Genomic DNA, 22,443 nt, shown 5'->3' with positions numbered 1-22,443 from the left:
ATGCGGGTTTTACTCCCCTTTCCCTGCCTCCATCTCCAGCATGTTGCGGAAAAGCTTATCCCATTCCGGATAAGACCGCTTTAAGGATACGGGGCGGCCGTCCAGTGTGAGGAAGCAGTGGGCGCTCTCCGCCTGGGTGCGCAGTTCCCCGGAGGAGACGTCGCGCATCTCGTAGCCGATGGTCATGCGGATGCCGTTGTACTCCTTGATCCAGGCGTGGATGCGCACGGTGTCGCCGAAGCGGACCATGCTTTTGTACCTGCAGTTCACTTCCAGAACGGGGCTGCACACGCCGGCTTCCTCCATGGCCCGGTAACCGCAGCCCATCTGATCCATCAGGTCCACCCGGGCCTCCTCCATCCAGCGGATGTAATTGGAATGGTGCACGCAGCCCATCTGGTCCGTCTCGTAGTATTTCGCGTTGTGTTCATAGTCCTTTAACATGGTGTTTCCTCCCGAACATGTCTGATAATGGCAAGTATAGCGCAAAGTCACCCGCCGCGCAAGTGCCGGTCCGCGCAGGCCGCCATCCGGCGGATGATATTCGGAAGTGAATTGATTCTTAAAAAGAAAATAATATAAGTATTGACAGAAAATTTTTATTCAAGTAGTCTTGTATCAAGAGCTGGCGCCATCTCTCAATACAATATAAGGAGAGAACATTTTATGAATCATTCAACATGGAAGGGCAGCCACTACGAGAGCGGACTGCGTTACGGAGCGACGCTTTACGAGCGGCGTATCTTTCTGATGGAGCACCTGACGGTGGACCAGGCGCGCCTGGACTATGCCCAGGCCGCAATCCCGATGTACCGGCGGCATTTTCCGGAAATACTGGACGAGATCCGGGGAATTGCCGAGGGGCAGAGGACGGAGCAGGCTCAGATGGAAGGATTTCTTTTGTCCATGTACAGCTTTGCGGTGGGGAATCACTGTTCCTGCCTGGCGTATTCGGATGGGGAGACGGTGCTGTTCGGCCGCAACAGCGATTTTCTCACCGCGGTGGAGCCGTTTTGCGACAGCCCGCTGTACCGGCTGGAAGGGGCGTACAGATTTGTGGGGGCCACCACGGCCTGGTCAGAGATGGAGGACGGGGTCAATGAACACGGCCTGGCCGCCGGTCTGACCTTCATGTATCCCACAAAAATTGCGCCTGGGCTTAACGCCGGGATGCTGGTCCGGTATGTCCTGGAGCGGTGCCGGACCGTGGAGGAGGCCATTGAAGCGATCCGGGAGCTGCCCGTGGGTTCGGCTCAGGCCATCACGCTGGCGGACCGGAGCGGAGCGGCCGCGGTGGTGGAGTGCAACTGCGAGTCTCTGGAGGTGATCCGGCCGGGAGACGGGGGAGCGGTGTTTTCGGCCAACCATTTTGTCAGCCGGGCCCTGACGCCTTACCAGGCGCAGATGGAGGACACGGTTCACTCCCATGAGCGGTACGAGACCATGGAGAGGGCGTTTGCGCAGCGGAAAACGTGGACGGCCGGGCAGATTCAAAGTCTGCTTGCCGGGGAAATGGGCTTCATGTGCCAGTACGACCGCAGCCTGGGCATGGACACGGTGTGGTCCTCCCTTTATGATCTGAAAAACGGTGTGATTCTGAGGGCGGAGGGAAATCCCGCGCGCTGTCCATTTGCCCCGGACGGGCGGCTTTGGCCGGAGATTTAGGCGCGGGCGCAAGTCTCTGAATAGGCATTGCCGGAACGCAATATACTAAACCGAGGTGATGCGATATGCAGAGGCATAAGAAGTTATACGGGCTGTCGGTACTGCTGGCGGTGGGCGTCGGCGGACTGTCCGGGTTTTTGAGCCGGAACGGGATGAAGGAGTACGCGTCCTTAAAGCGTCCTCCCCTGTCCCCGCCCGGCGCGGTATTTCCCGTGGTGTGGACCATTCTCTTTATCCTGATGGGGATCGGGGCGGCCATGGTCTGGCTGACGCGCAGGACTGAGCGGGTGCGCGCGCTGGCGGTCTACGGGATCCAGCTGGCTGTGAATTTTTTCTGGAGCATCCTGTTTTTCCGGGAGGGAATGCGGCTCCTGGCATTTTTCTGGCTGCTGCTCTTGCTGGGGCTGGTGGCGCTTATGATCCGGCTGTTTGACCGGGTGAGCCGGACCGCGGCCTGGCTGCAGCTCCCCTACTTTTTCTGGCTGTGCTTTGCGGCATACCTGAATCTGGGGGTGTGGTGGCTGAACCGGTAGACGGGCACACAGAGCCGGGAGGACGGAAGAAACAGATAGACGAGGAGAACAAATGATACTGAGCGCAAGCCGCAGAACAGATTTGCCAAATTATTACAGCGACTGGTTTTTGAACCGGGTGCGGGAGGGATTCCTGGATGTGAGGAATCCCTTTAACGCCCGGCAGATCAGCCGCATTTCGCTGTCCCCGGAGGTGGTGGACTGCATCGTGTTCTGGACCAAGAACCCAGCCCCCATGTTGGGGCGGTTAAGGGAGCTGGAGGGCTATGACTTTTATTTCCAGTTCACCCTCACAGGGTATGGGGCGGAGGTGGAGGCCGGTCTGCCGGACAAGCGGCAGGTGCTGATCCCAACGTTCAAACGCCTGGCGCAGGAGCTGGGCAGGGAACGGGTGGTCTGGCGGTACGATCCCATTTTCATCAGCGAGCGCTATACGCCGGAATACCATTTGAAAGCGTTCGGGGAGATCGCACGGTCGCTCTGCGGCTCTGCGGACCTGGTAGTGATCAGTTTCCTGGACCTGTACCAAAAGATACGGAGAAACATGGAGCGTTTGCAGATGGAACCCATGGGGACGGAAGCGATGCTGGAACTGGCCGGAGCTATGGCGAAGATCGCTTATAACTGCGGCATGGCCATCGAGTCCTGCGCCGAGGCCGTGGACCTATCCGGGGCCGGGGTGGCCCACGGCAGCTGCATCGACCGGAAGCGCATCGAGCGGATCACCGGCTGCCGGATCCGCTGCCGTAAGGACGTAAACCAGCGGCCCGAATGCGGCTGTGTGGAGAGCGTGGACGCGGGCTCTTACAACACCTGCTTAAACGGCTGCGCGTACTGCTACGCCACCTTTGACCGGGAGCGGATTCTGGAGCACCGGGCCGTTTTCGACCCGCATTCCACCATATTGGGAGCGCCGCCCGGACCGGAGGACACCGTGCGTCCCAGGGCGACGCAGTCGTTTAAGGTTCCGCAGATGAGCCTGTTCGACGAAAACGGCCCGGACCAATAGAAAGGAAGGAGCAGTTTTGCCATGCAGCTTGGAATCACAATCCCGCTACAGAAATTTTTAAAGTGGAAGCCGCCGGTTTACGGGGAGCCGGAAAATCTGTTTTTCTGCTGGGACCTCCATGTGATCCGGTTTCACGGGGAGAACACGCTGATGGCGGTCAACGCCTCCAACGCATTTACGGTGATTCTCAGAAAATGGAGTGGGCGGACTGGGAAAATCTGGAACAGCGGACCCTTGAAGCCATCCGCAAGGGGCTTTTGGCCGCGGGGTACGGCGAGGAGACGGCGGAGGCGTATTTCCGGGCAGCCGGGAGCGCCTCGTTTACCAAAACCCACGGGCGGCGGCCGGTGGCGGCCCTGAACCGCATGACGGATTTCCTGCGCCAGGCGCCCATGAAGCTGGAGGAGGACCGGCAGTTCCAGTCCGCGCTCTGCCGTTTTGTGAATGGAAATCTTCTGAAAACAGCCGGGTTTGATTTGCCGGGCAGGCCGGAAGGGTTTTTAAACGAAGATATGGGAAAAAATGGAATCAAACCGGACCTTTGCGCCCAAAAGCCGTCGCCCGGCGCAGAAAAATGCCCCTGCCGCAGGAAATGCCCGCGGCGGGGGAACTGTGAGGAGTGCCTGGCCTTTCACCGGGATCAGAAGCCCGGGATACCGGCGGCCTGCCGGAAGAAAAAGCGGTAGCGCGCGTTTGGAGCGCGTTTTTGGAAGCGGCTGAAATAGGCCTGGGCGGGTATTTATTGGCAGTATTCACGGGCCATTTTTTCAAAAATCTGCACGTGGAGCTGTTCGTCCAGAATGATCCGCTCCAGCAGCGCCGTGATGTTGGGATCTTTTATGTAGGAGGCCTGGTACTGGTATTTTTTGATGGCGGCGTTCTCACCGGCGATCACGCCACGCATCATTTCCGGGAAATGGACGGGGTACTGGTTGTAGCCCGGAGTCCAGTAGGCCTTCTTGCAGCCGTGCTGGGTCCACATTCTGGGGTCCTCCCCCAGCATATAGGCCAGTTTCCCGAAGATTTCCAGGTGATGCATCTCCACGATGCTGACTTTGTGGAAGGTTTGGGCGATGTCCGGGGTGTGGCCGGAGCGCAGGTTATTGTATACATAGAGGGAAATAGCGGACATTTCCGAGTTGGCTCCGCCCACGTTGTCCAGCATGGCCTTGGCGTAGGCCGGGTTCTTGCCGTCCACGGCAACCGGCGGATAAGGGAGATCCGAGGCGGTGGCAATGATTTTTGGTTCGTCCATGGAACACTCCTTGTATTGAGATTATACCTACAGCATATGTGGGCGGAAACGGGAATATGTGAGGGGCGGACGAAGGAGAGGTTTATTTTATGAAGGAATTATTTACCATCGGTGAGATGGCGGAGCTGTTTCAGATCAACCTCCGGACGCTGCGCTATTACGACGATATCGGACTGCTGTGCCCGGAGACCGTGAACCCGGAAACCGGGTACCGCTATTATTCCACCAAGCAGTTCGAGCGGCTGAATACGATCAAATACCTGCGCACCCTGAACATGCCTCTGGAAAAGATGAAGCAGTTTTTCCAGAACCGGGACGCCAGGGTGATGGAGCAGATTTTGGAGGACCAGCTGCTTGCTACCAGGGACCAGCTTGCGCAGCTGCAAAATATGGAGCGGAAACTGACCCGCAGGCTGGAGCAGCTGCGCTACGCTCTGAACGCGCCGATGGAGGAGGTCCGGCTGGTCCGGCTGCCCAAACGGCCGGTGGCGTTTTTGCGCCGCCAGATTGCCCAGGGCGAGAACCTGGAATATCCCATCCGGGAGTTGGAGCGGATGAATGATTTGAAACCAGTGATGTTTCTGGGAAAAGTGGGCGTCACGGTGGATCTTGAGGAGCTGCGCCGGGAACGCCCCACACGGTTCTCCGGCATTTTCGTCTTTTTGGAGGAGGAGGACAATTACCAGGGCGGCGCGCAGCAGCTTTCGGAGGGGGATTACCTGACCGTCCTGTATTCCGGCACCCGCCAGGAGTCCGCGCCGTATTACAGACGGCTGTTCGCGGACATGGAGGAGCGGGGGCTGGTTCCGGCGGGCGATGCGGTGGAGATCACCTGGATCGACTCCGGCTTCACTCAGGACATAAGCCAGTATGTGACGGAGCTGCAGCTGCCGGTGCGGGAAGGATGAGATGGGGAGGATACGGCAAGGGGAAAGACGAAAAAGTTCCCCTTGACTTTTTTTACACGTTATACAACAATAGTTACATAACATATGTTGCTAAAAGCCGTTTTTGATAGGAGAGGTCGAAGCCATGCCGCCAAAAGCCAGAATAACGAGAGAAATGATTCTAAACACCGCCCTGGATATTACCAGGCAAACCGGGTTTGAGACGGTAAATGCCAGGAGCGTGGCCGGACGGCTGCAGTGTTCCACCCGGCCGATTTTTACCTGCTATGAAAACATGGAGGAGCTGAAGCGCGAATTTCTGGCCTACGCATATGAGTTTTATCAACAGTATGTCGAGGATTTCCGTAAATCCGTTAAAGTCAGCCCCTGTTTCGTCCTTCCCCTCTCGTACATCGGGTTTGCCCGGGAGGAGACGCAGCTGTTCAAGCTGCTGTTTATCAGCGACATGGATCTGAACATGGCAAATGCCAGGGATTTCTACGAGGAAACCGACAATGAAAAGAGGGCGGAGGAGTTTGCCGGACTCATTGGGGTGGAGACGGAGCGGGCCAAGGTTATATTTTTGGACCTGTTTCTCTACGCTCACGGGATGGCGGTCTTAACTGCGACCAACAAGATGGCGCTGGAACAAAGCGATGCAAAAAAGCTGTTGGCGAATGTTGTGACAGCGTTTATCAGACAGGAAAGGCCGGACTGGAACGCAGAAATTTTGTGTGTCCATTGACCGGTGTGGAGGGCCGCGATATGAAAACAGATCAGTATTTAATTGATTTTTACAACCAGTACGACGAGGACAGCCGCCTGGCGCCCAGGCACGGTTCGGTTGAGTTTCTCACCACCATGCGTTACATTGAGAAGTATATAAGGCCCGGACACCGCGTGCTGGAGGTGGGGGCCGGAACCGGCCGGTATTCTCACGCCCTGGCGGGCCGGGGGTATGCCGTGGACGCCGTGGAGCTGGTAGAGCACAATATAGAGATTTTCCGGCAGAATACGCGGCCCGGCGAGCCAGTCACAATTGCCCAGGGAAATGCCATGGATTTGTCCGCGTTCCCGGACGATGCGTACGACATCGTGCTGCTGTTGGGGCCGCTGTACCACCTTTATAACGCGGAGGATAAGCGGCGGGCCCTGGGGGAGGCCATCCGTGTGACGAAGCCGGGGGGACTGGTGTTTGCGGCCTATGTCATTTCCGACGGCTGCCTTCTCGACGAGGGGTTCAGGCGGGGGAATATCAGCGTGGCCGGGTATATTGAGACGGGGCTGATCGACCCCGTGACATTTGCCGCCAGGTCCCAGCCAAAGGATTTGTTTGAACTGGTCCGCAAGGAGGATGTGGATGAGCTGATGTCCGTATTTCCTGTGACCCGGCTGCATTACGTGGCTTCGGACGGCTGCGCCTTGCTCCTGCGGGAAGCGGTGGACGGTATGGACGGCGAGACATTTGAGCTGTTTATGAACTACCATTTTGCCACCTGTGAGCGCGCGGATATGCTTGGGATCACCAGCCACGCGGTGGACATATTCCGAAAATAGACAAAAAATGCTTGACCCTCCAGTTGCTGGAGGGTTTATTTTTTTAATAGCGGGAAATGCGCCGGACAGGGGATCACGGGAAGTGGCCCTCCACGCGATGTTTCCTTAAAAATACCGGTAAAAAGAACGGCTGCGCCCAGTTTCAGGCGCGCTGTGGGAGGAATTGAGATGAAGCAGGAACAGAATCTGACGGAAGGCCCTGTGCTGAAAACGCTGCTGGCGTTTACCGTCCCCTTTATTATCGCCAATGTGATTCAGGCCCTTTACGGGGCGGTGGATCTGTTTGTGATCGGACGCTATTGCACGCCGGAGAGCGTGGCCGCCGTGTCCACCGGCACCCAGGTGACGCAGATCATTACCAGCATGATCACCGGCCTGACTTTGGGCAGCACCATTCTGGTTGGAAAATACACCGGAATGAACGCAAAGGAGGAGGTGAAAAAGACCATCGGCACCACCCTCAGCGTGTTCGCGTTGGCGGCTCTGGCGCTCACCGCTGCCATGCTGTTGTTTGTGACGCCGATTCTGGAGCTTTTAAAGACCCCGCAGCAGTCCTTCGCCCTGGCCAGGCAGTATGTGGTGATCTGCAGCTGCGGCATTTTCTTTATCTGCGGGTACAATGCCATCAGCGCCATCCTGCGGGGGTACGGCGATTCCAGGCGTCCCATGATGTTTATCGCCCTCTCCTGCGCCCTCAACGTGGCCGGGGACGTGATTCTGGTGAAATACGCCGGGCTGGGGGTGGCCGGGGTCGCCTTAGCCACCATCGGCTCCCAGGCCATCAGCATGATCTGCGCCATCGTGTACTTAAACCGCAGCAGGTTCATTTTCACCTTCACCCTGTCCAACCTGCGCATCGATTCCCAGAAGGTGCGGGAGCTGGCCGCGGTGGGCATCCCCATCTCCCTTCAGGAGTGCATGGTGCGGCTGTCCTTTCTGTACCTGACCAGCGTCACCAACCGGCTGGGCGTGTACGCGGCGGCGGCGGTGGGCATCGCCAGCAAATACGACGTGTTCGCCATGCTGCCCGCCACCTCCACGGCCAACGCGCTGGCCGCGGTGACGGCCCAGAATTACGGCGCAGGAAAGCCGGAGCGGGCCAGGGCCTCTCTGTTTGCCGGGCTGGGCTTCGCGGTGGCGGCCTCGTCCTTATTCTGGCTGTGGGCCCAGTTCTCGCCTGAGACAATGATCGGCATGTTCACGCGGGATGGGGCGATCATAAACGAGGGAATCCCGTTTTTCAGGTCCTGCAGCTACGATTATCTGGCGGTCAGCTTTGTGTTCTGCTTAAACGGCTATCTGAACGGGCGTTCCAAGACCATTTTCACCATGATCAGCTGCTGCTTCGGCGCGCTGGCCCTGCGCATGCCCCTCATTTGGCTGGTGTATACATACTGGCCGGACAATCTGCTGCGGATCGGCTCCATCGCCCCGGCGGTTTCCGGGTTTATGGCGGTTTATACGTTGATTTATGTGGTGATTTCGATCCGCAGGGAGCGGGGGGAGGCGGATGGAAGGCAGAGAGATTATGAATGGTAATAGTTCTACAAAAAGTGATTCCTCTGTCTGTGAATTGTTTGCAGAGCTTGACGCAGATATGGACGGTGAATGATGTTACATTTCTGAAATTATGCTATGGGTGTTCAGAAATTCTCACATGGGCTCAAAAATAATTGAAAGAATGAGATAAAATGAATATTGACACCATATATGACACCATAATATAATAGATTAAAAGGAGTAGAGTATGTCACAATGGGATAAATTATTAGGCAAGGTATGTTCTTTGTCTAAAGATTTACGATTCGAGGAACTGCGCCGTATTCTGGAATCCTACGGATATGAGATGAGGGCGCCGAAGGGTGGCAGTAGCCATTATACATTTCGTAAACCTGGCTGTATGCCAATCACGATACCAAAGCATGAGCCGATAAAGAAAGTATATATCCAGATGGTAAAAGAGGTTGTGGAAAGTGAGGCGATCAATCATGAGGACGATAGATGAGTATATGAAACTTCCTTACAGAATGGAAATCGTGGAGGATATATCAGAGGGAGGTTATGTGGTGTCGTACCCCGATTTAAATGGGTGTATTACCTGCGCAGATACAATCGAAGCGGCGATAGCAAATGCGAAGGATGCAAAACTGGCATGGCTGGAGGCAGCGGTGGAGACAGGCTGTGAGATTCCAGAACCGGATGATTTGGAAAAATATTCTGGTCAGTTTAAATTGCGCCTTCCAAAATCATTGCACCGTCAGCTGACAGAGCATTCCAGACGGGAGGGGGTCAGTATGAATCAATACTGTGTATACCTCCTGACAAAAAATGATATGTTTATAGATAATAAGTAGTGTCGGTATTACTCTTGATTTATCATAATGGAACGTAACCATATATGGGGTTGTTGCAAAAGCAGATCAATAATCTACTGGAGCTGCAGCTCCTTTTCTGTGTCCCCAAAACAGAAAAACGGACTCCGAAGAGTCCGCCATCCGTGGCATAATTATGCTTCATGGCTGTACCGGAAGAATCACCTTGAAATTGGTCCCGATACCCGGCTCGCTATAGACAAAAACAGAGCCGCCGTGGAGCTCGGCGATGCGTTTGACTACCGTGAGTCCGATGCCGTTGCCCTCAGCGGTGTGGGACAGATCGCCCTGGTAGAAGCGGTCGAAAATGTGGTCGATCATCTCCTGGTCCATGCCGCAGCCGTTGTCCCAAATCTGAAATATTACCTGGGGGCCGTCGGAGTGGAGCTTGATCTTGACTTTTCCGCCCTGAGGCGAGAACTTGACCGCGTTGTCGATCAGGTTGATCCACATCTGGTTTAGCAGGTCTTTATTCCCGGAATAAATGAGTTCGTCCAGCTCAAGTATCCATTCCAACTCCTTTTTCTGCCACTTGGTCTCCAGCAGCAGGATGGCCTGGCGGATTTCCTCGCTCAGTTCAAAGGCGCTGACATCGGTGAGAATGCTGGTGTTCTCCACCTTGGACAGGTTCAGCACGTTGGTGGCCAGCTGGGCCAGGCGGTTGGACTCGCTGATAATGATATCCAGATATTCGTCCCGTTCCTCCCGGGTCAGGGTGTCGCTTTTTAAAATCTTGGCGAAGCCGCGCAGGGACACAATGGGCGTCTTGAACTCGTGGGAAAAGTTGTTGATGAAATCCGAGCGCAAAAGCTCGGTATTTTCCAGTTCCTGGGCCATGCGGTTGAAGCTCTCGGACAGTTTGACGAACTCCTGGGTCAGATCCAGGTGGATGCGCACGTGGAAATTGCCGTCGGCCAGCTCGTTGATGGCCGCGATCAGCTGGCGCACGGGCTTTAAGGGAACGCGGCTGGCGATCACGGTGAGCACAACGCCCGCCAGCAGGCTGGTGAGCAGCAGCAGGGGGATGGGGCGCCAGAACTGGGGAATGGGCACGTCGGCCCGGTACAGAATCCTCAGATACAGGTACATTAGCAGGCCCTGGAGGGTCATCACGGTCAGCAGGATCAGGAAAATGAACAGGGTGATCCCTAAGGTAATGTTGTGGAGCGGTTTTAAGCTGCGACGCTTTTTCATATGTTTTTCACCGCCTTGTAGCCCAGGCCGCGGATGGTCTCAATGGAGAACTCGGGGTAACCTTCGAAGCGCCTGCACAGCCGGTTGACGTGCACGTTGATGGTGTTGTCATCGGACTCGGACTCCATGCCCCAGATCTCGTCCATCAGCTGGACCCGGGTGAAAATCTTGCCCGGGTAGGAGAGAAGCTTGTACAGCAGGTAAAATTCTTTCCTGGGAAGGGTCTGTACCTCGCCGCCCCGGGAAACGGTCAGGGCGTCGTAGTCCAGCACCACCGGCCCTAAGGTGATCCGGTGTTCGTTTACGATCTGCGCCCGGCGCAGCAGCGCTTTGATGCGCAGAATCATTTCCTCCTCGTCCACCGGCTTGATCATGTAGTCGTCGGTGCCCACAATGAAGCCCTTTTTCTTGTCCTCGGGCAGCTGTTTGGCGGTGACCATGAGAATGGGAAGGCTGAAATGCGTCTCCCGCAGCTGTCTGGTCAGCTCGTAGCCGTCCAGGCCGGGCAGCATGATATCCATGATCACCAGGTCTATGTGGCAGGTGTCCAACAACCTCAGCGCTTCCATGCCGTCCTTAGCCGGAATCGGATAATATCCGTTTTCCTTCAGCACCGCTTCCATCAATTTTCTTGTATTCTTATCGTCTTCCACAATTAATATCTGAAACATTATAAAGCCTCCTGTCGTAAACCGCGGGAGCGCCGGAAACGGAACAGTACCCCGGCATTTTCTCCAGAACAGATGCAATAGTAATATAACACCAAAATATTAAATGAAGGTGAATAAAACACAGAATCTTCACAATTAATTTTTCAAACTTAACGGTTTGTTTATGTTGAATTCATGTTGCAGTCTTAAAATTCATGGGAGAGTTAAAATGAAGCCGGTGCGCGGTTCTGGCGGGCCGGAGTAAGGAGATCAGGAGTATGAGAAGGAAAAAGGCGATGATAATCGGCGGCGCAGCGCTGGTAGCTGTGGCTGCCGCTGTTCTGTTGCTGGGAGGAGGAAAGGATAAGGCTGCAGGCGGTCCCGCGGGAGGGCCCCGGGGGGGAGCTATGTCGGCCAACGTGCCGGTGGTGAAAGCGGTGAATCCCACCAGAGGAGATATCCGTCTGACCTCGGGTCTCACCGGCACGGTGGAACCGGCGGATGTGGTTTACGTGTACGCCAAGGCCTCGGGGGATGTGACCGCGGTGATGGTGAAGGCCGGGGATACGGTGACGGCCGGGCAGGTACTCTGCGAGATCGATACCAAACAGGTGGAGACTGCCAGAAATTCCCTGGACGCGGCGGAGGTGTCCCTGTCCGAGGCCAGGAGCAATTTAAACCGCATGCAGATTCTTTACGCCAGCGGCGATCTGTCGGCCCAGGACTATGAGCAGTACAGCAACAAGGCCAAGTCTGCCCAGTTACAGTACGAGTCCGCCAAATTGGCCTACGACCGGCAGGTAGAGTACAGCACCGTGACTGCGCCCATCGGCGGCCGGGTGGAGAGCTGCGACATCGAGGTGCACGACAGCGTGGGCCAGTCCACCCAGCTCTGCGTGATCGCAGGCGAGGGTGACAAGCGGGTGTCCTTCTATGTGACGGAGCGGATGATGGCCAACATCACTGTGGGGGACCAGCTGGACATCACGAAAAACGGAACGGCCTACAAGGCGTATGTCAGCGAGATCAGCGCCATGGTGGACGCGGATACCGGACTGTTTAAGGTGAAGGCCCAGCTGGAGGGCGCGGACGCAATTCCCACGGGCAGCACGGTCAAGCTGAGCCTGGTGACGGACCGCACGGAAAACGCCATGCTGGTGCCCGTGGACGCCATCTACTACAGCAACGGCGACGGTTATGTGTACCTCTACCGGGACGGCGAGGTGGAGCGTACCGCCGTGGAGGTGGGAATCTACGACTCCCAGAACGCCGAGATTTTGGGCGGTTTAAATATGGACGATCTGGTGATCAGCACCTGGAGTTCCGATTTGTATGAGGGGGCGAAGGTGGAGCTGAAGGGGGCAGGCGGCGCAGGCGATGCGGCCGGTCAGCCCGCAGGCGAGGCAACCGGACCGGAAACGGGGCCGGCAGGAGGCGCAGGCGGCCAGAGTGCGGGCGGCGTAGGCGGCCAAAGCGCCCAGGCGCGGTAGGGGGGGACTGACATATGGGAATCACAAAATTTGTGCTGAAGCGGCCCGTGGCTACGGTCATGGCGCTGCTGTGCCTGCTGGTGTTCGGTATTTCCTCAGTCTTTTCCGCCACTCTGGAGCGGATGCCGGAGACGGACCAGCCCATGCTGATCATCATGGCCCCCTATTCCGGGGCGGGCCCGGAGGACGTGTGCGAGCTGGTGACGGAGCCCATTGAGGACGAGGTCAGCACCCTGGAGGGCGTGAAGAGCATGAGCTCCTCCTCCTCGGAGGGCAGGGCCATGGTGATGCTGGAATACGATTACGGCACGGACATGGATGAGGCCTATGAGAACCTGAAAAAGAAGATGGACAGTCTGGAGCGCAGGCTGCCGGACGATGTGGAGACCTCGGTGATGGAGATGAACAACAATTCCTCCGCCACCATGTCGCTCACCGTGGCTCACGACAGCGAGCCGAGCCTCTACGATTACGTGGATCAGAAGGTGGTGCCCGAGCTCAAGAAAATCTCCTCCGTGGCGGATGTGGAGGCCATGGGCGGTTCCTCGGAGTACATACGGATCGAGCTGCAATCGGAGAAAATGGCCCAGTACAAGGTGACGGTGGACCAGATCACATCGGCGCTGTCCGCGGCCAGCCTGGCCTACCCTTCAGGCGACACGGTGGCCGGAAATCTGGAATTGTCCGTGTCCACCTCCATGGAGAACGACACCCTGGACGATCTGAAGCGGGTTCCCATCACCACGGGATCGGGCAAAATCGTCTATTTGGAGGACATTGCCAGCATCTATGAGGCAGAGAAGAGCCGCGGCAGCATTTCCCGCTACAACGGCCAGGAAACTATTTCCATTTCCATTAAAAAGCAGCAGAGCAGCACGGCCATGGAGGTGTCCAAGGCGGTTCAGAAGGCGGTGGCCTCCCTGGAAGCGGCGGACGATGGGCTGACCATCACCGTGGCCCGGGATACGGCGGACACGATTTTAAGCTCCCTCCAGGACGTGGCGGTCACTATGGTGCTGGCCGTGGTGATCTCCATGGCGATCATTTTCATTTTCTTCGGGGATTACAAGGCATCCCTGATCGTGGGCAGCTCTATTCCCACCTCCATTCTGCTGTCCATGATTCTGATGACGTCGGCGGGCTTTTCCCTGAACGTTATCACCATGAGCGCCCTGGTGCTGGGCGTGGGCATGATGGTGGATAACTCCATCGTGGTGCTGGAAAGCTGTTTCCGGGCTACGGCGGACTCTGAGGACCAGGGGCTTTTGGGCTACGCCAAGGCGGCGCTCGGCGGAACCGGCATCGTGGTGCAGTCCATTCTGGGTTCCACGGTGACCACCTGCGTGGTGTTCATTCCGCTGGCATTTTTGCAGGGTATGACCGGTCAGATGTTCAAACCCATGGGCTATACCATCGTGTTCTGTATGATGTCGTCCCTGCTTTCGGCCATGACGGTGGTGCCCCTGTGTTACCTGATGTATAAGCCGAAGGAGACGGAGCGGGCGCCCATGAACCGGCCGGTGGTGCACATGCAGAACCTGTACCGGAAAATTATGGGAAAATTGCTGGGACACCGCCTGATCGTCATGGGGGTATCGGTGGTGATCGTGGTGGTCACGGTGATTCTGGCAAGCGGTATGGAATCCGAGCTGATGACCGCGGACGACACGGGTACGGTCAGCGTCACCATCGAGACCAGACCGGGTATCCTTTCCGAGCAGGCTGAGGATATGTTAAACCGGGCCGAGGCGGTGGTGAAGGCGGATCCCAACGTGGAGTCCTACATGCTGCGCTACAATAACAACAGCGGCACCATTACCGGTTATCTGAGGGACGACCGGGATATGTCTACGGACGATGTGGCGGATAAGTGGAAAAAGGAGATGGCGGACATCGATAACTGCACCATCACGGTGGAGGCGTCCAGCTCCATGAGTTTCATGCGGCGCAGAACCGACTACCAGGTGATCCTTCACGGCACCCAGTACGATGAGCTCAAAGAGGTCAGCGACAAGATTGTGAAGGAAATGACGGACCGGGACGACGTGATCAACGTGCACTCCAGCATCGAGAACACTGCGCCCATCGTCACCGTGAAGGTGGACCCGGTCATGGCGGCGGCCGAGGGCCTGAGCGCGTCCCGCATCGGCTCCATGGTAAAGCAGATGTTAAGCGGCGTGGAGGCCACCACCCTGAAGGTGGACGGCCAGGAGGTCAGCGTGATGGTGGAGTATCCCGAGGATGAGTACCGGACCATCGATCAGTTAAAGGGCATTATCCTCACCAAACCCTCCGGCGGTTATGTGGCGCTGGAGGATGTGGCGGAGATTTATTTCAAGGACAGCCCGTCCTCCATTTCCAAGACGGATAAGTCCTACGAGATCACCATCACCGCCGATTATACCCAGGGAAATGTCAAGGCGGCCATCGACAGCGAGGTGATCAGTCCCAACCTGACGGGCACCATCACCACGGGCGTGAACTCAATGGACCGGATGATGCAGGAGGAATTTTCCGCCCTGTACCGGGCCATCGCCATTGCGGTATTCATGGTATTTGTGGTGATGTCGGCGCAGTTCGAGTCGCCGAAATTCTCCTTCATGGTCATGACCACCATTCCCTTCAGCCTGGTGGGCTCCTTCGGGCTGCTGAAGCTGACGGGCGTTACCATCAGCATGACGTCCCTGCTGGGATTCCTGATTCTGATCGGGACGGTGGTAAACAACGGCATCCTCTACGTGGACACGGTGAACCAGTACCGCATGACCATGGACTTAAAAACGTCCCTGATCGAGGCGGGGGCCACCAGGCTGCGGCCCATCCTGATGACCAGCCTGACCACCATTCTGTCCATGATCCCCATGGCTCTGGCGATGGGAAGCAGCGGCTCCACCACCCAGGGACTGGCGGTGGTAAATATCGGCGGACTCAGCGCTGGCATACTGGTCGCGCTGTTTTTGCTGCCGGTCTACTATGCGCTGATGAACGGCGACCGGAAACGCGTCGTGCTGGATCTGTAAGGAGGTACCCCCTATGAGGCAAAAAAGAATAAGCGCGGTCTGCCTGGCCCTGGCAATGGGAACGGGATTGGGCGCGGGAACCGGAATGGCCCTGCCCTTAACCGCCCTGGCCGGCAGCCCGGAGTTCGCCTACACGGCGGAAAAATGGGCTTCCCTGCGGGACGACAAGCTGGAGTTCGGGGAGATCGCCGACCTGGTTCACGAGTACAACAACACGGTGATCCAGAATCAGATTGAATACAAGGATTACCGGGATCAGGATAAGGACGATATCTCCGACGACTATTACGAGGCGGCCCAGGACATTTTAAATAATCTGGATTACCCGGACCCGGACGAGGCCGGGTTCGCCAGCCGTTTGAGCTCCTATTTGAGCAGCAAGGTCCAGGCCGACAACCTGATGGAAAAGGGCGATGACAACGTGGACGACGGGGAGATCAAGAAGCTGGGCTACGACAAGACAGAGGCGGGTCTGGTGAAGAGCGCCCAGGAGCAGATGATCAGCTACTGGAAGCAGGTCTACAGTCTGGACAGTTTAAACGCGTCCAAACAGCAGGCGGAGCTGTCACTGCAATCCGTGAATACCAAACTGGCCGCGGGTATGTCCGTCCAGTCTGAGCTTTTGACCGCCCAGGACGCGGTGGATTCGGCTCAGGCCTCCATCATTTCCGCCCAGAGCGGAGTTGACAAGACGAAGGAGAGCCTGTGCCTGATGCTGGGCTGGACCTACGGGGCCGCGGTGGAGATCGGGCCGCTCCCGGAACCGGAGCTGGACCGGATCTTGGCCATCGACCCGGAGGCGGATGTGGAGCGGGGGCTTGCGAACAGCTACAGCCTGAAAATCCTGCAAAAGCAGCTGGCCAACGCAGCCTACGGCTCCACCAGAGACAAACTGGAGCAGTCCTTAAAGAGCCAGCGGGAGTCCGCGGCCAACGGCATCAAGAACTCCTACCGGAATCTGCTGCTGGCGAAGGACAATTACGACCAGGCGCTGCAGGCCTTTGCCCTGGAACAGGACAATATGCGGGCGGCGGAGACGAAAATGGCGGCCGGGACCATTACCCCCAACGCGTACCAGAAGCAGCAGACGTCCTACGCCGTGGCGGAGACTTCGGTTAAGACCAAACAGCTGGACCTGCTGAATGCCCAGGTGGATTACGACTGGGCCGTGAACGGCCTGGCCGGGTCCTGACGGGGAGGTGGACGGATGAAATGGAATGTGAGCGGGCGGAAATGCCTGCGGCATGGGGGAACGGAAGGCCCGGTACGCGGCGGTTGGAAACCGTGCAGTGGGGCAGCGGCAGCGACGGTGACCGCGGCCCTGATGGTTCTGCTCTGTTTTGCGCTGTCTATTGGCGGGGCGAATACCGCTTTGGGGGCGGAGACAGGGGCGGAAATAGAGGTGGAAACAGGGGCGGAAACAGGGGCAGAAACAGGGGCAAAAACAGGGACGCGGGTGATCCAGTACCAGGACTTGCGGGAGCTGCTGAAGGCCGGAAATCCGGGGTTAAAGGAAAAGATAGACGACTACAACAACAACGTGCAGACCTACCAGGACATGCGGGATGCCTTTAAATGGGAGCAGTGGGACATGGAGAGCAAAGCGGAGGATATGAAGGATTCGGACGCCGCCGCCTCGTCTCTTTACGCCTCCAACGCGGCTATGCTGAAGAGCTCCGCCCGAAACATGTATAAACAGATTGACAAGATGACCGGGGAGAAAAACACCCGCTCCCTGGAGAAGGAGGCCGACTCCCTGACCATGGCCGCCCAGGCGCTGATGAACTCCTACAACCAGATGGCGGTAAACGCCCGGGCAAAGGCCAAATCCGCGGAGGCGGCCCTGGCCTCCTGCGAGGCCGTCAAAGCCCGGTATTCCATCGGTTCGGCGACCCTGGCGGCCGTGCAGGCGGCCGAGCAGCGTTTGACAAATGCGCGCAATGCGGCGGCATCCATGGAGGAACAGGCCGCCCAGCTGAAGGCCGACCTGCTGCTTCTGCTGGGTATGGAGCCGGGGGCCCAGGTGGAGATCGGGGCCGTTCCCGCGCCGGATTTGGCCGCCGTGGCTGCCATCGATGTGGAGGCGGACCGGAACAAGGCTCTGGGCAACAACAGTTCCGTGCTCAGCGCCCGCCACGCAAAGGCGGTGGGAACCGCGGCCCAGAACCGCCGGGAAAAGCAGGTGAACCAGGCCGAGGGCGAGGCGGAAGCGGACTTAAATTCCCTGTACCAGACGGTGGTGGAGAAGCGCACAGCCTACGAGGGGGCCGCAGCCTCCTGGGAGAGCGCGCAGATGATCTACAACTCCCTGCAAAACAAGCAGAGCGCCGGAATGCTGACAAACACCGAATATCTGGAGGGGGAGGCTTCCTACCTGGAAAAACAGGCGGCCTGGGAGAGCGCGTCCATGGCGCTGCGGCAGGCTTATGAGAATTACCGGTGGGAGGTGATGGGGGTGTCGGAGGCCAGGCAGTGAATGGCAAAAATGAATTAAAAATCCCCTGGGGGAATACCGCCGGATGAAACGGCAGTATGAAGCCTTTGAGAAGATATGTACCAAGGACTTGGACGGACCTCCCGGCTCTGTATTGGAGACATTTTATCAGAAATGCAGCAGGAAGGCGGGAAAAAAACAATAAAGCCGGATATTCTTTGCCGTGTTTATTACAATGTATAGAGATATGCTGTATAATGATATTCTAGGCTTCACAAAAGAGAGGAGGGATCTGGTTTCATTGGGCATGGCAGAAAATGAAGCTGGGAATATATGGCAGAATATTTATCACCAGGCGTATATGTGGAAGAATTTGAATCCGGGGCAAAACCGATGGAGGGCGTTGGGACCAGCACGGCCGGATTTGTAGGACTGGCGGAGCGGGGACCGGTTGTGGGGCTTCCGCAGCTGGTAACCAATTTTTCCGATTTTAAGAGAATCTATGGGGGATATTTATCCGATCATGAGTTCGGCGGGTACCGGTTCCTCGCCAATGCGGTGGAGTCGTTTTTTGTGAACGGCGGGTCGCGCTGTTTTGTGATGCGGGTGGCGCCAAGGGATGCCAAACATGCGCAGGGCGCGGCCGGGGGTGTTTCCTTTACCGCCCGTAACCCCGGGCTCTGGGGAAATGATATTACCATCTCCATCCGTCCTTCCAGCAAGGCCAAGACTCAGGTACTGAAGGTGGAGAACGGAACCTACAGAGTGAAAAGCAGCGTGGGCTTTCATCCGGGCGACGTGGTGGCCTATCCCGATGCGGAGGGAACGGCCTACACCAGAGTTGTAAAGAGCCGGGACAACGTGCTTTCTTTTGAGCACGAGATTCCCGCCTCCGTTGTGGACACGAATCTGGTGCCGCTGCAGGTCATCACCACCTGCGAGGCTTTGATTGAGGTGAAGTACAAGGACATCACGGAAACATACGAGAACGTGTCCCTCAACATCAACGAGGCGAACTATATTGGTAAGAAGACGGCCAAATCCGATCTGGTGGCGGTTTCCTGGGACGGCGGGGAGGCAGAGGTTCCAATCACCGAGATTATGGGACGTTCTGTGACCTTTGAGGGAGGAAGCAACGGTTCGGTTTCCTCCCTCTCGGCGGCCGATTTCATCGGGGTGGACAACGGCGCGGGCGCCCGCACCGGCATCCAGTCCTTTATCGACAACGACGTGGTGTCCATTATGGCGGTTCCGGGAGTGACGGACCCCAATGTGCAGTTGACCCTGGTGGCGCACTGCGAAAATCTTGCCAGCCGGTTTGCGGTGCTGGATATGCCGAGGGAGGCCAAAAAGGTAAGCGATATCATCGCCCACAGGGATATATTCGATTCCACCTACGCGGCTCTGTACCATCCCTGGCTGATGGTATTCGACCCGCTGGACAAGAAAAATATCATGATTCCTCCTTCTGGGGCAATAATGGGAATATATGCAAGAACTGATAACACAAGAGGGGTTCACAAGGCTCCGGCCAATGAGGTGGTGAGAGCCTGCGTGGGTCTGGACTGTCAGTTCAACAAGGGCGAACAGGATATCTTAAACCCCAAGGGCGTAAACCTGATCCGGGCGTTACCGGGACAGGGAATCCGGGTTTGGGGGGCGAGAACCGCAAGCAGCAATCCTCTGTGGAAATATATCAATGTCCGCCGCCTGTTCATTTTCATTGAAGAGTCCATCAAGACCAACACGAGCTGGGTCGTATTTGAGCCAAATGACGAGACGCTGTGGGTGCGCGTGCAAAGGACAATCAGCGTGTTCCTGACCGGCCTGTGGCGAGGCGGTTCGCTGGCGGGGGCCACTTCTGAGGAGGCCTTCTATGTGAGCGTGGGCAGGGAGACCATGAGTCAGGACGACATTGACAACGGCCATCTGATCTGTGTGATTGGCGTTGCTCCTGTGAAGCCTGCTGAATTTGTGATCTTCCGAATCACCCAGAAGACCAGCGAAGCGGTAGAGTAGAAGGAAGGAGTGAACGATAAATGGCGTATCCACATGGACGTTTTAGATATAAGGTTGAGATAGACGGCCTGAAAGCGGGAGGTTTTTCCGAGGTGACCGGGTTTGACGCCCTGGTCGATGTGATGGAGTATCGGGAGGGCGACATGGTTCAGACGCCGATGAAGATTCCGGGTCTGAAAAAATACGGCAATATTACCCTGAAACAGGGCCTGGCGGATTCCATGGTGTTTTACGAGTGGATTGCGGAGGGCGTCAGCGGGGCGGTTCAGCGAAAGACCATCACCATTACGCTGCTGGATGAGGAGGAAAACCCTGCGGCATCCTGGCAGGTGATCAACGCGTGGCCAACCAAATACACGGCGTCTGATTTTAATGCGACCTCCTCGGAGGTGGCGATCGAGACACTGGAGATTGCACACGAGGGGATGACAAGAGTATCTTAATGGACCCATCTTGGGATGAGCGGATGAGGAGGAAACGATCTCCTCGGGTCAAAGGATTTGCAGCTTCGGAGAGCCCGAACAGGCGCTGGAGTAGGGGGGGGGGGCATGACCCACATCAAGAATTATGCCAAGCTGGGCTACAGCCCGTCCCGCATCCTGGCGGAGACCAACAACCGCCTGGCCGGACAGAACCGAGGGGTAACCCATGGGCAAATCTCTGGTCTGACGAACAGAAATCACATCAGGCTATGCATGAGGGTAAGACTGCCCCACAAGTTGAAGCCCAATAACTACACGGAATCATGTATGGTAAATGTGGCAGATAGATGGAGAGAAAGAAACGTGTGGTACCCGGGGAGGTCTGTACGATATGTCCTGAAAGGGATAACCATCATCGTGAGATAATGCTGAACGTACAGAAGTCAGCCGAGGTCATAGTAGCCGAGAGGCGAAGGACCGAATCAATAGGAGTCCTTAGTACAACCGGGAAAGGAGGAAAGAACATTGGGTGCAGAAAACAGAGAAAGCTGCTTGCAAAGAGATAGCGCGGAACGTGAAGGGTATGTGAGAGCGCACCGTTCTTTCCGTCGGATATGGAAAGAACGGGACAGTGCACAACCGGAGCTCTTAGAGAAGATACTGGATAAGGACAACCTGAACAGAGCGTTCAAAAGAGTAAAGGCAAACAAGGGTGCGCCGGGAATCGACGGAATGACCGTGGAGGAAGCCGGAGCATACCTTCGGGAGAACCAGAAAGAGCTTATCGGGAGAATCAAAAGGGGGAAATATACTCCCGACCCGGTAAGACGAGTGGAAATCCCAAAGCCAGACGGTGGAATACGAAAGCTTGGTATTCCAACCGTCAAAGACCGTATTTTCCAGCAAGCCATAACACAACAGCTCATGCCGGTCTATGAGCCGTCATTCTCGGAAAACAGCTATGGTTATCGACCGGGGAGAAGCGCAAAAGACGCCATTCTGAAAGTGAAGGAGTATGCAGAACAGGGATATACCCATGCAGTGACATTAGACCTGTCGAAATACTTTGATACACTTAACCACGAAATGCTCCTGAATATCTTGCGAAGGAATATAAAGGACGAAAGGGTAATCCAGTGGATTAAGAGATACTTAAAGAGTGGTGTCATGGAAAACGGTATAGTCATGGAAACCGAAGAAGGATCGCCGCAGGGCGGAAACATCTCGCCACTGTTGGCAAATATCTATCTGAACGAGTTCGACCAGGAGTTTGAGAAGCGGGGAGTGGCATTTGTACGCTATGCAGACGATATTGTGCTGTTAGCTAAAAGTGAGAGAGCCGCAAAGAGATTACTGGAATCCAGCACGAAATATCTGGAGAAAACACTGAAACTGAAAGTGAATCAAAAGAAAAGTCGTGTGGTAAGTGTGTTTGCAATCCGAAATTTTAAGTTTCTTGGCTTCACATTGGGAAAGAACGGGAAGGGCATATATGTCCGGGTTCATGGGAAGTCATGGAAGAAGATGAAGACAAAACTGAAAGAGCTCAGTTCCCGAAGGTCTTGTCAGAGTATACGTCCTTCATTGGAAAAGATAAAAGTATTCATGCGTGGATGGCTGAATTATTATGGGATTGCGGATATGAAGAACAGGATAGACGAACTAAACTCATGGCTGTATCACCGTATTCGAATGTGCATATGGAAACAATGGAAGTTACCCAAAACAAGGAAAAGAAACCTTATAAAACTCGGGATACCTGAATATTTTGCACATCAGGCGGCAAACAGCCGCAGGAAATACTGGTATGTAACGGGAATGGGATCGGTCAACAGAGCATTAACACAAGAAAGACTGATAAACAGTGGCTTTTATGATTTAGCTACTGCCTATCAGTCCGTGCACGTCAACTATTGAAACCGCCGTGTACCGAACG

At 56.1% G+C, this 22,443-nt stretch carries 22 protein-coding genes and 1 pseudogene; 19 read left to right on the top strand and 4 right to left on the bottom strand.

Features of this window, described 5'->3' with window-relative positions:
- Positions 1–9: 9 nt before the first annotated feature.
- On the bottom strand, positions 10–444 hold the full coding sequence (locus tag ACK2JC_RS07690) for a thioesterase family protein (RefSeq protein ID WP_309471328.1): 435 nt from the start codon (positions 442–444) through the stop codon (positions 10–12).
- 222 nt (positions 445–666) lie between these two features.
- On the opposite strand from ACK2JC_RS07690, the gene ACK2JC_RS07685 reads away from it, so the two are divergent.
- The 5 genes and pseudogenes from ACK2JC_RS07685 (at position 667) to ACK2JC_RS07665 (ending at position 3,893) form a co-directional block, all read left to right on the top strand.
- Entirely contained in the window at positions 667–1,665 is a 999-nt protein-coding gene (locus ACK2JC_RS07685) for a C45 family peptidase (protein WP_320936708.1), read from the top strand.
- 65 nt (positions 1,666–1,730) lie between these two features.
- Positions 1,731–2,198 carry a TspO/MBR family protein gene (locus ACK2JC_RS07680; protein ID WP_007708555.1) on the top strand — a complete coding sequence of 156 codons (468 nt, stop codon included), beginning with the start codon at positions 1,731–1,733 and terminating at the stop codon, positions 2,196–2,198.
- A 52-nt stretch (positions 2,199–2,250) separates the two neighbouring features.
- Positions 2,251–3,207: a DUF1848 domain-containing protein gene (locus tag ACK2JC_RS07675; protein WP_320936707.1), complete on the top strand. Its 957-nt coding sequence runs from the start codon at positions 2,251–2,253 to the stop codon at positions 3,205–3,207.
- A 21-nt stretch (positions 3,208–3,228) separates the two neighbouring features.
- Positions 3,229–3,387: pseudogene (locus ACK2JC_RS07670) on the top strand (DUF6933 domain-containing protein); the annotation flags it as partial.
- Between the two features lie 14 nt (positions 3,388–3,401).
- Positions 3,402–3,893, top strand: coding sequence for a DUF6933 domain-containing protein (locus ACK2JC_RS07665; RefSeq protein WP_368271579.1), 492 nt, complete (start codon positions 3,402–3,404; stop codon positions 3,891–3,893).
- Positions 3,894–3,946: 53 nt separating this feature from the next.
- Here the strand turns inward: ACK2JC_RS07665 and ACK2JC_RS07660 are convergent, their stop codons facing one another.
- Complete coding sequence (locus tag ACK2JC_RS07660) at positions 3,947–4,462, bottom strand: ferritin-like domain-containing protein (protein WP_227168135.1); 516 nt, start codon at positions 4,460–4,462, stop codon at positions 3,947–3,949.
- A gap of 89 nt (positions 4,463–4,551) precedes the next feature.
- Here ACK2JC_RS07660 and ACK2JC_RS07655 point away from each other — a divergent pair, with 89 nt between their 5' ends.
- The 6 genes from ACK2JC_RS07655 (at position 4,552) to ACK2JC_RS07630 (ending at position 9,260) form a co-directional block, all read left to right on the top strand.
- On the top strand, positions 4,552–5,370 hold the full coding sequence (locus ACK2JC_RS07655; RefSeq protein ID WP_368271577.1) for a MerR family transcriptional regulator: 819 nt from the start codon (positions 4,552–4,554) through the stop codon (positions 5,368–5,370).
- 124 nt (positions 5,371–5,494) lie between these two features.
- Positions 5,495–6,094, top strand: coding sequence for a TetR/AcrR family transcriptional regulator (locus tag ACK2JC_RS07650; protein WP_320936704.1), 600 nt, complete (start codon positions 5,495–5,497; stop codon positions 6,092–6,094).
- 20 nt (positions 6,095–6,114) lie between these two features.
- Complete coding sequence (locus ACK2JC_RS07645) at positions 6,115–6,906, top strand: class I SAM-dependent methyltransferase (RefSeq protein ID WP_320936703.1); 792 nt, start codon at positions 6,115–6,117, stop codon at positions 6,904–6,906.
- 168 nt (positions 6,907–7,074) lie between these two features.
- Positions 7,075–8,445, top strand: a complete 1,371-nt coding sequence (locus ACK2JC_RS07640) for an MATE family efflux transporter (RefSeq protein ID WP_320936702.1) — start codon at positions 7,075–7,077, stop codon at positions 8,443–8,445.
- Between the two features lie 208 nt (positions 8,446–8,653).
- Positions 8,654–8,911, top strand: coding sequence for a type II toxin-antitoxin system HicA family toxin (locus tag ACK2JC_RS07635; protein WP_118756558.1), 258 nt, complete (start codon positions 8,654–8,656; stop codon positions 8,909–8,911).
- Positions 8,895–9,260 (top strand): type II toxin-antitoxin system HicB family antitoxin, encoded by a 366-nt coding sequence (locus ACK2JC_RS07630; protein ID WP_118756559.1) that lies wholly within the window; start codon positions 8,895–8,897, stop codon positions 9,258–9,260. Before ACK2JC_RS07635 ends, ACK2JC_RS07630 begins: the two co-directional genes overlap by 17 nt.
- 159 nt (positions 9,261–9,419) lie before the next feature.
- Here ACK2JC_RS07630 and ACK2JC_RS07625 read toward each other — a convergent pair whose 3' ends face one another.
- Positions 9,420–10,472: a sensor histidine kinase gene (locus ACK2JC_RS07625; RefSeq protein ID WP_368271575.1), complete on the bottom strand. Its 1,053-nt coding sequence runs from the start codon at positions 10,470–10,472 to the stop codon at positions 9,420–9,422.
- A complete protein-coding gene (locus ACK2JC_RS07620; protein ID WP_368271573.1) occupies positions 10,469–11,143 on the bottom strand; it encodes a response regulator transcription factor in 675 nt (224 codons plus the stop codon). Before ACK2JC_RS07620 ends, ACK2JC_RS07625 begins: the two co-directional genes overlap by 4 nt.
- Before the next feature lie 257 nt (positions 11,144–11,400).
- On the opposite strand from ACK2JC_RS07620, the gene ACK2JC_RS07615 reads away from it, so the two are divergent.
- From ACK2JC_RS07615 to ltrA, 8 genes are all read left to right on the top strand, one after another.
- Positions 11,401–12,612, top strand: coding sequence for an efflux RND transporter periplasmic adaptor subunit (locus ACK2JC_RS07615; protein WP_368271571.1), 1,212 nt, complete (start codon positions 11,401–11,403; stop codon positions 12,610–12,612).
- Between the two features lie 14 nt (positions 12,613–12,626).
- Positions 12,627–15,632, top strand: a complete 3,006-nt coding sequence (locus ACK2JC_RS07610) for an efflux RND transporter permease subunit (protein ID WP_368271569.1) — start codon at positions 12,627–12,629, stop codon at positions 15,630–15,632.
- Positions 15,633–15,645: 13 nt separating this feature from the next.
- The gene (locus tag ACK2JC_RS07605; RefSeq protein WP_368272670.1) at positions 15,646–16,824 is read left to right on the top strand and encodes a TolC family protein; all 1,179 of its coding nucleotides are present in this window, start codon (positions 15,646–15,648) and stop codon (positions 16,822–16,824) included.
- A 15-nt stretch (positions 16,825–16,839) separates the two neighbouring features.
- Positions 16,840–18,108: a TolC family protein gene (locus tag ACK2JC_RS07600; RefSeq protein ID WP_320936699.1), complete on the top strand. Its 1,269-nt coding sequence runs from the start codon at positions 16,840–16,842 to the stop codon at positions 18,106–18,108.
- A gap of 291 nt (positions 18,109–18,399) precedes the next feature.
- Positions 18,400–20,085: a phage tail sheath family protein gene (locus ACK2JC_RS07595; RefSeq protein ID WP_411338469.1), complete on the top strand. Its 1,686-nt coding sequence runs from the start codon at positions 18,400–18,402 to the stop codon at positions 20,083–20,085.
- A gap of 20 nt (positions 20,086–20,105) precedes the next feature.
- The gene (locus ACK2JC_RS07590) at positions 20,106–20,528 is read left to right on the top strand and encodes a phage tail protein (RefSeq protein ID WP_320936697.1); all 423 of its coding nucleotides are present in this window, start codon (positions 20,106–20,108) and stop codon (positions 20,526–20,528) included.
- A gap of 326 nt (positions 20,529–20,854) precedes the next feature.
- Complete coding sequence (locus tag ACK2JC_RS07585; protein WP_166434608.1) at positions 20,855–21,073, top strand: hypothetical protein; 219 nt, start codon at positions 20,855–20,857, stop codon at positions 21,071–21,073.
- Complete coding sequence (gene ltrA, locus ACK2JC_RS07580) at positions 21,033–22,424, top strand: group II intron reverse transcriptase/maturase (protein ID WP_411338468.1); 1,392 nt, start codon at positions 21,033–21,035, stop codon at positions 22,422–22,424. The genes ACK2JC_RS07585 and ltrA overlap by 41 nt, the downstream gene beginning before the upstream one ends.
- Positions 22,425–22,443 lie beyond the last annotated feature (19 nt).

Source organism: Enterocloster lavalensis, from assembly GCF_046603895.1.
In the GTDB taxonomy this organism is placed as follows: domain Bacteria; phylum Bacillota; class Clostridia; order Lachnospirales; family Lachnospiraceae; genus Enterocloster; species Enterocloster lavalensis.
This window is presented reverse-complemented; position numbering and strand designations above follow the sequence as displayed.

What these genes read in the sequence shown, in the direction of transcription:
- ACK2JC_RS07690 (WP_309471328.1), bottom strand. Translation starts at nt 444, where the DNA reads ATGTTAAAGGACTATGAACACAACGCGAAATACTACGAGACGGACCAG.
- ACK2JC_RS07685 (WP_320936708.1), top strand. Translation starts at nt 667, where the DNA reads ATGAATCATTCAACATGGAAGGGCAGCCACTACGAGAGCGGACTGCGT.
- ACK2JC_RS07680 (WP_007708555.1), top strand. Translation starts at nt 1,731, where the DNA reads ATGCAGAGGCATAAGAAGTTATACGGGCTGTCGGTACTGCTGGCGGTG.
- ACK2JC_RS07675 (WP_320936707.1), top strand. Translation starts at nt 2,251, where the DNA reads ATGATACTGAGCGCAAGCCGCAGAACAGATTTGCCAAATTATTACAGC.
- ACK2JC_RS07665 (WP_368271579.1), top strand. Translation starts at nt 3,402, where the DNA reads ATGGAGTGGGCGGACTGGGAAAATCTGGAACAGCGGACCCTTGAAGCC.
- ACK2JC_RS07660 (WP_227168135.1), bottom strand. Translation starts at nt 4,462, where the DNA reads ATGGACGAACCAAAAATCATTGCCACCGCCTCGGATCTCCCTTATCCG.
- ACK2JC_RS07655 (WP_368271577.1), top strand. Translation starts at nt 4,552, where the DNA reads ATGAAGGAATTATTTACCATCGGTGAGATGGCGGAGCTGTTTCAGATC.
- ACK2JC_RS07650 (WP_320936704.1), top strand. Translation starts at nt 5,495, where the DNA reads ATGCCGCCAAAAGCCAGAATAACGAGAGAAATGATTCTAAACACCGCC.
- ACK2JC_RS07645 (WP_320936703.1), top strand. Translation starts at nt 6,115, where the DNA reads ATGAAAACAGATCAGTATTTAATTGATTTTTACAACCAGTACGACGAG.
- ACK2JC_RS07640 (WP_320936702.1), top strand. Translation starts at nt 7,075, where the DNA reads ATGAAGCAGGAACAGAATCTGACGGAAGGCCCTGTGCTGAAAACGCTG.
- ACK2JC_RS07635 (WP_118756558.1), top strand. Translation starts at nt 8,654, where the DNA reads ATGTCACAATGGGATAAATTATTAGGCAAGGTATGTTCTTTGTCTAAA.
- ACK2JC_RS07630 (WP_118756559.1), top strand. Translation starts at nt 8,895, where the DNA reads ATGAGGACGATAGATGAGTATATGAAACTTCCTTACAGAATGGAAATC.
- ACK2JC_RS07625 (WP_368271575.1), bottom strand. Translation starts at nt 10,472, where the DNA reads ATGAAAAAGCGTCGCAGCTTAAAACCGCTCCACAACATTACCTTAGGG.
- ACK2JC_RS07620 (WP_368271573.1), bottom strand. Translation starts at nt 11,143, where the DNA reads ATGTTTCAGATATTAATTGTGGAAGACGATAAGAATACAAGAAAATTG.
- ACK2JC_RS07615 (WP_368271571.1), top strand. Translation starts at nt 11,401, where the DNA reads ATGAGAAGGAAAAAGGCGATGATAATCGGCGGCGCAGCGCTGGTAGCT.
- ACK2JC_RS07610 (WP_368271569.1), top strand. Translation starts at nt 12,627, where the DNA reads ATGGGAATCACAAAATTTGTGCTGAAGCGGCCCGTGGCTACGGTCATG.
- ACK2JC_RS07605 (WP_368272670.1), top strand. Translation starts at nt 15,646, where the DNA reads ATGAGGCAAAAAAGAATAAGCGCGGTCTGCCTGGCCCTGGCAATGGGA.
- ACK2JC_RS07600 (WP_320936699.1), top strand. Translation starts at nt 16,840, where the DNA reads ATGAAATGGAATGTGAGCGGGCGGAAATGCCTGCGGCATGGGGGAACG.
- ACK2JC_RS07595 (WP_411338469.1), top strand. Translation starts at nt 18,400, where the DNA reads ATGGCAGAATATTTATCACCAGGCGTATATGTGGAAGAATTTGAATCC.
- ACK2JC_RS07590 (WP_320936697.1), top strand. Translation starts at nt 20,106, where the DNA reads ATGGCGTATCCACATGGACGTTTTAGATATAAGGTTGAGATAGACGGC.
- ACK2JC_RS07585 (WP_166434608.1), top strand. Translation starts at nt 20,855, where the DNA reads ATGGAGAGAAAGAAACGTGTGGTACCCGGGGAGGTCTGTACGATATGT.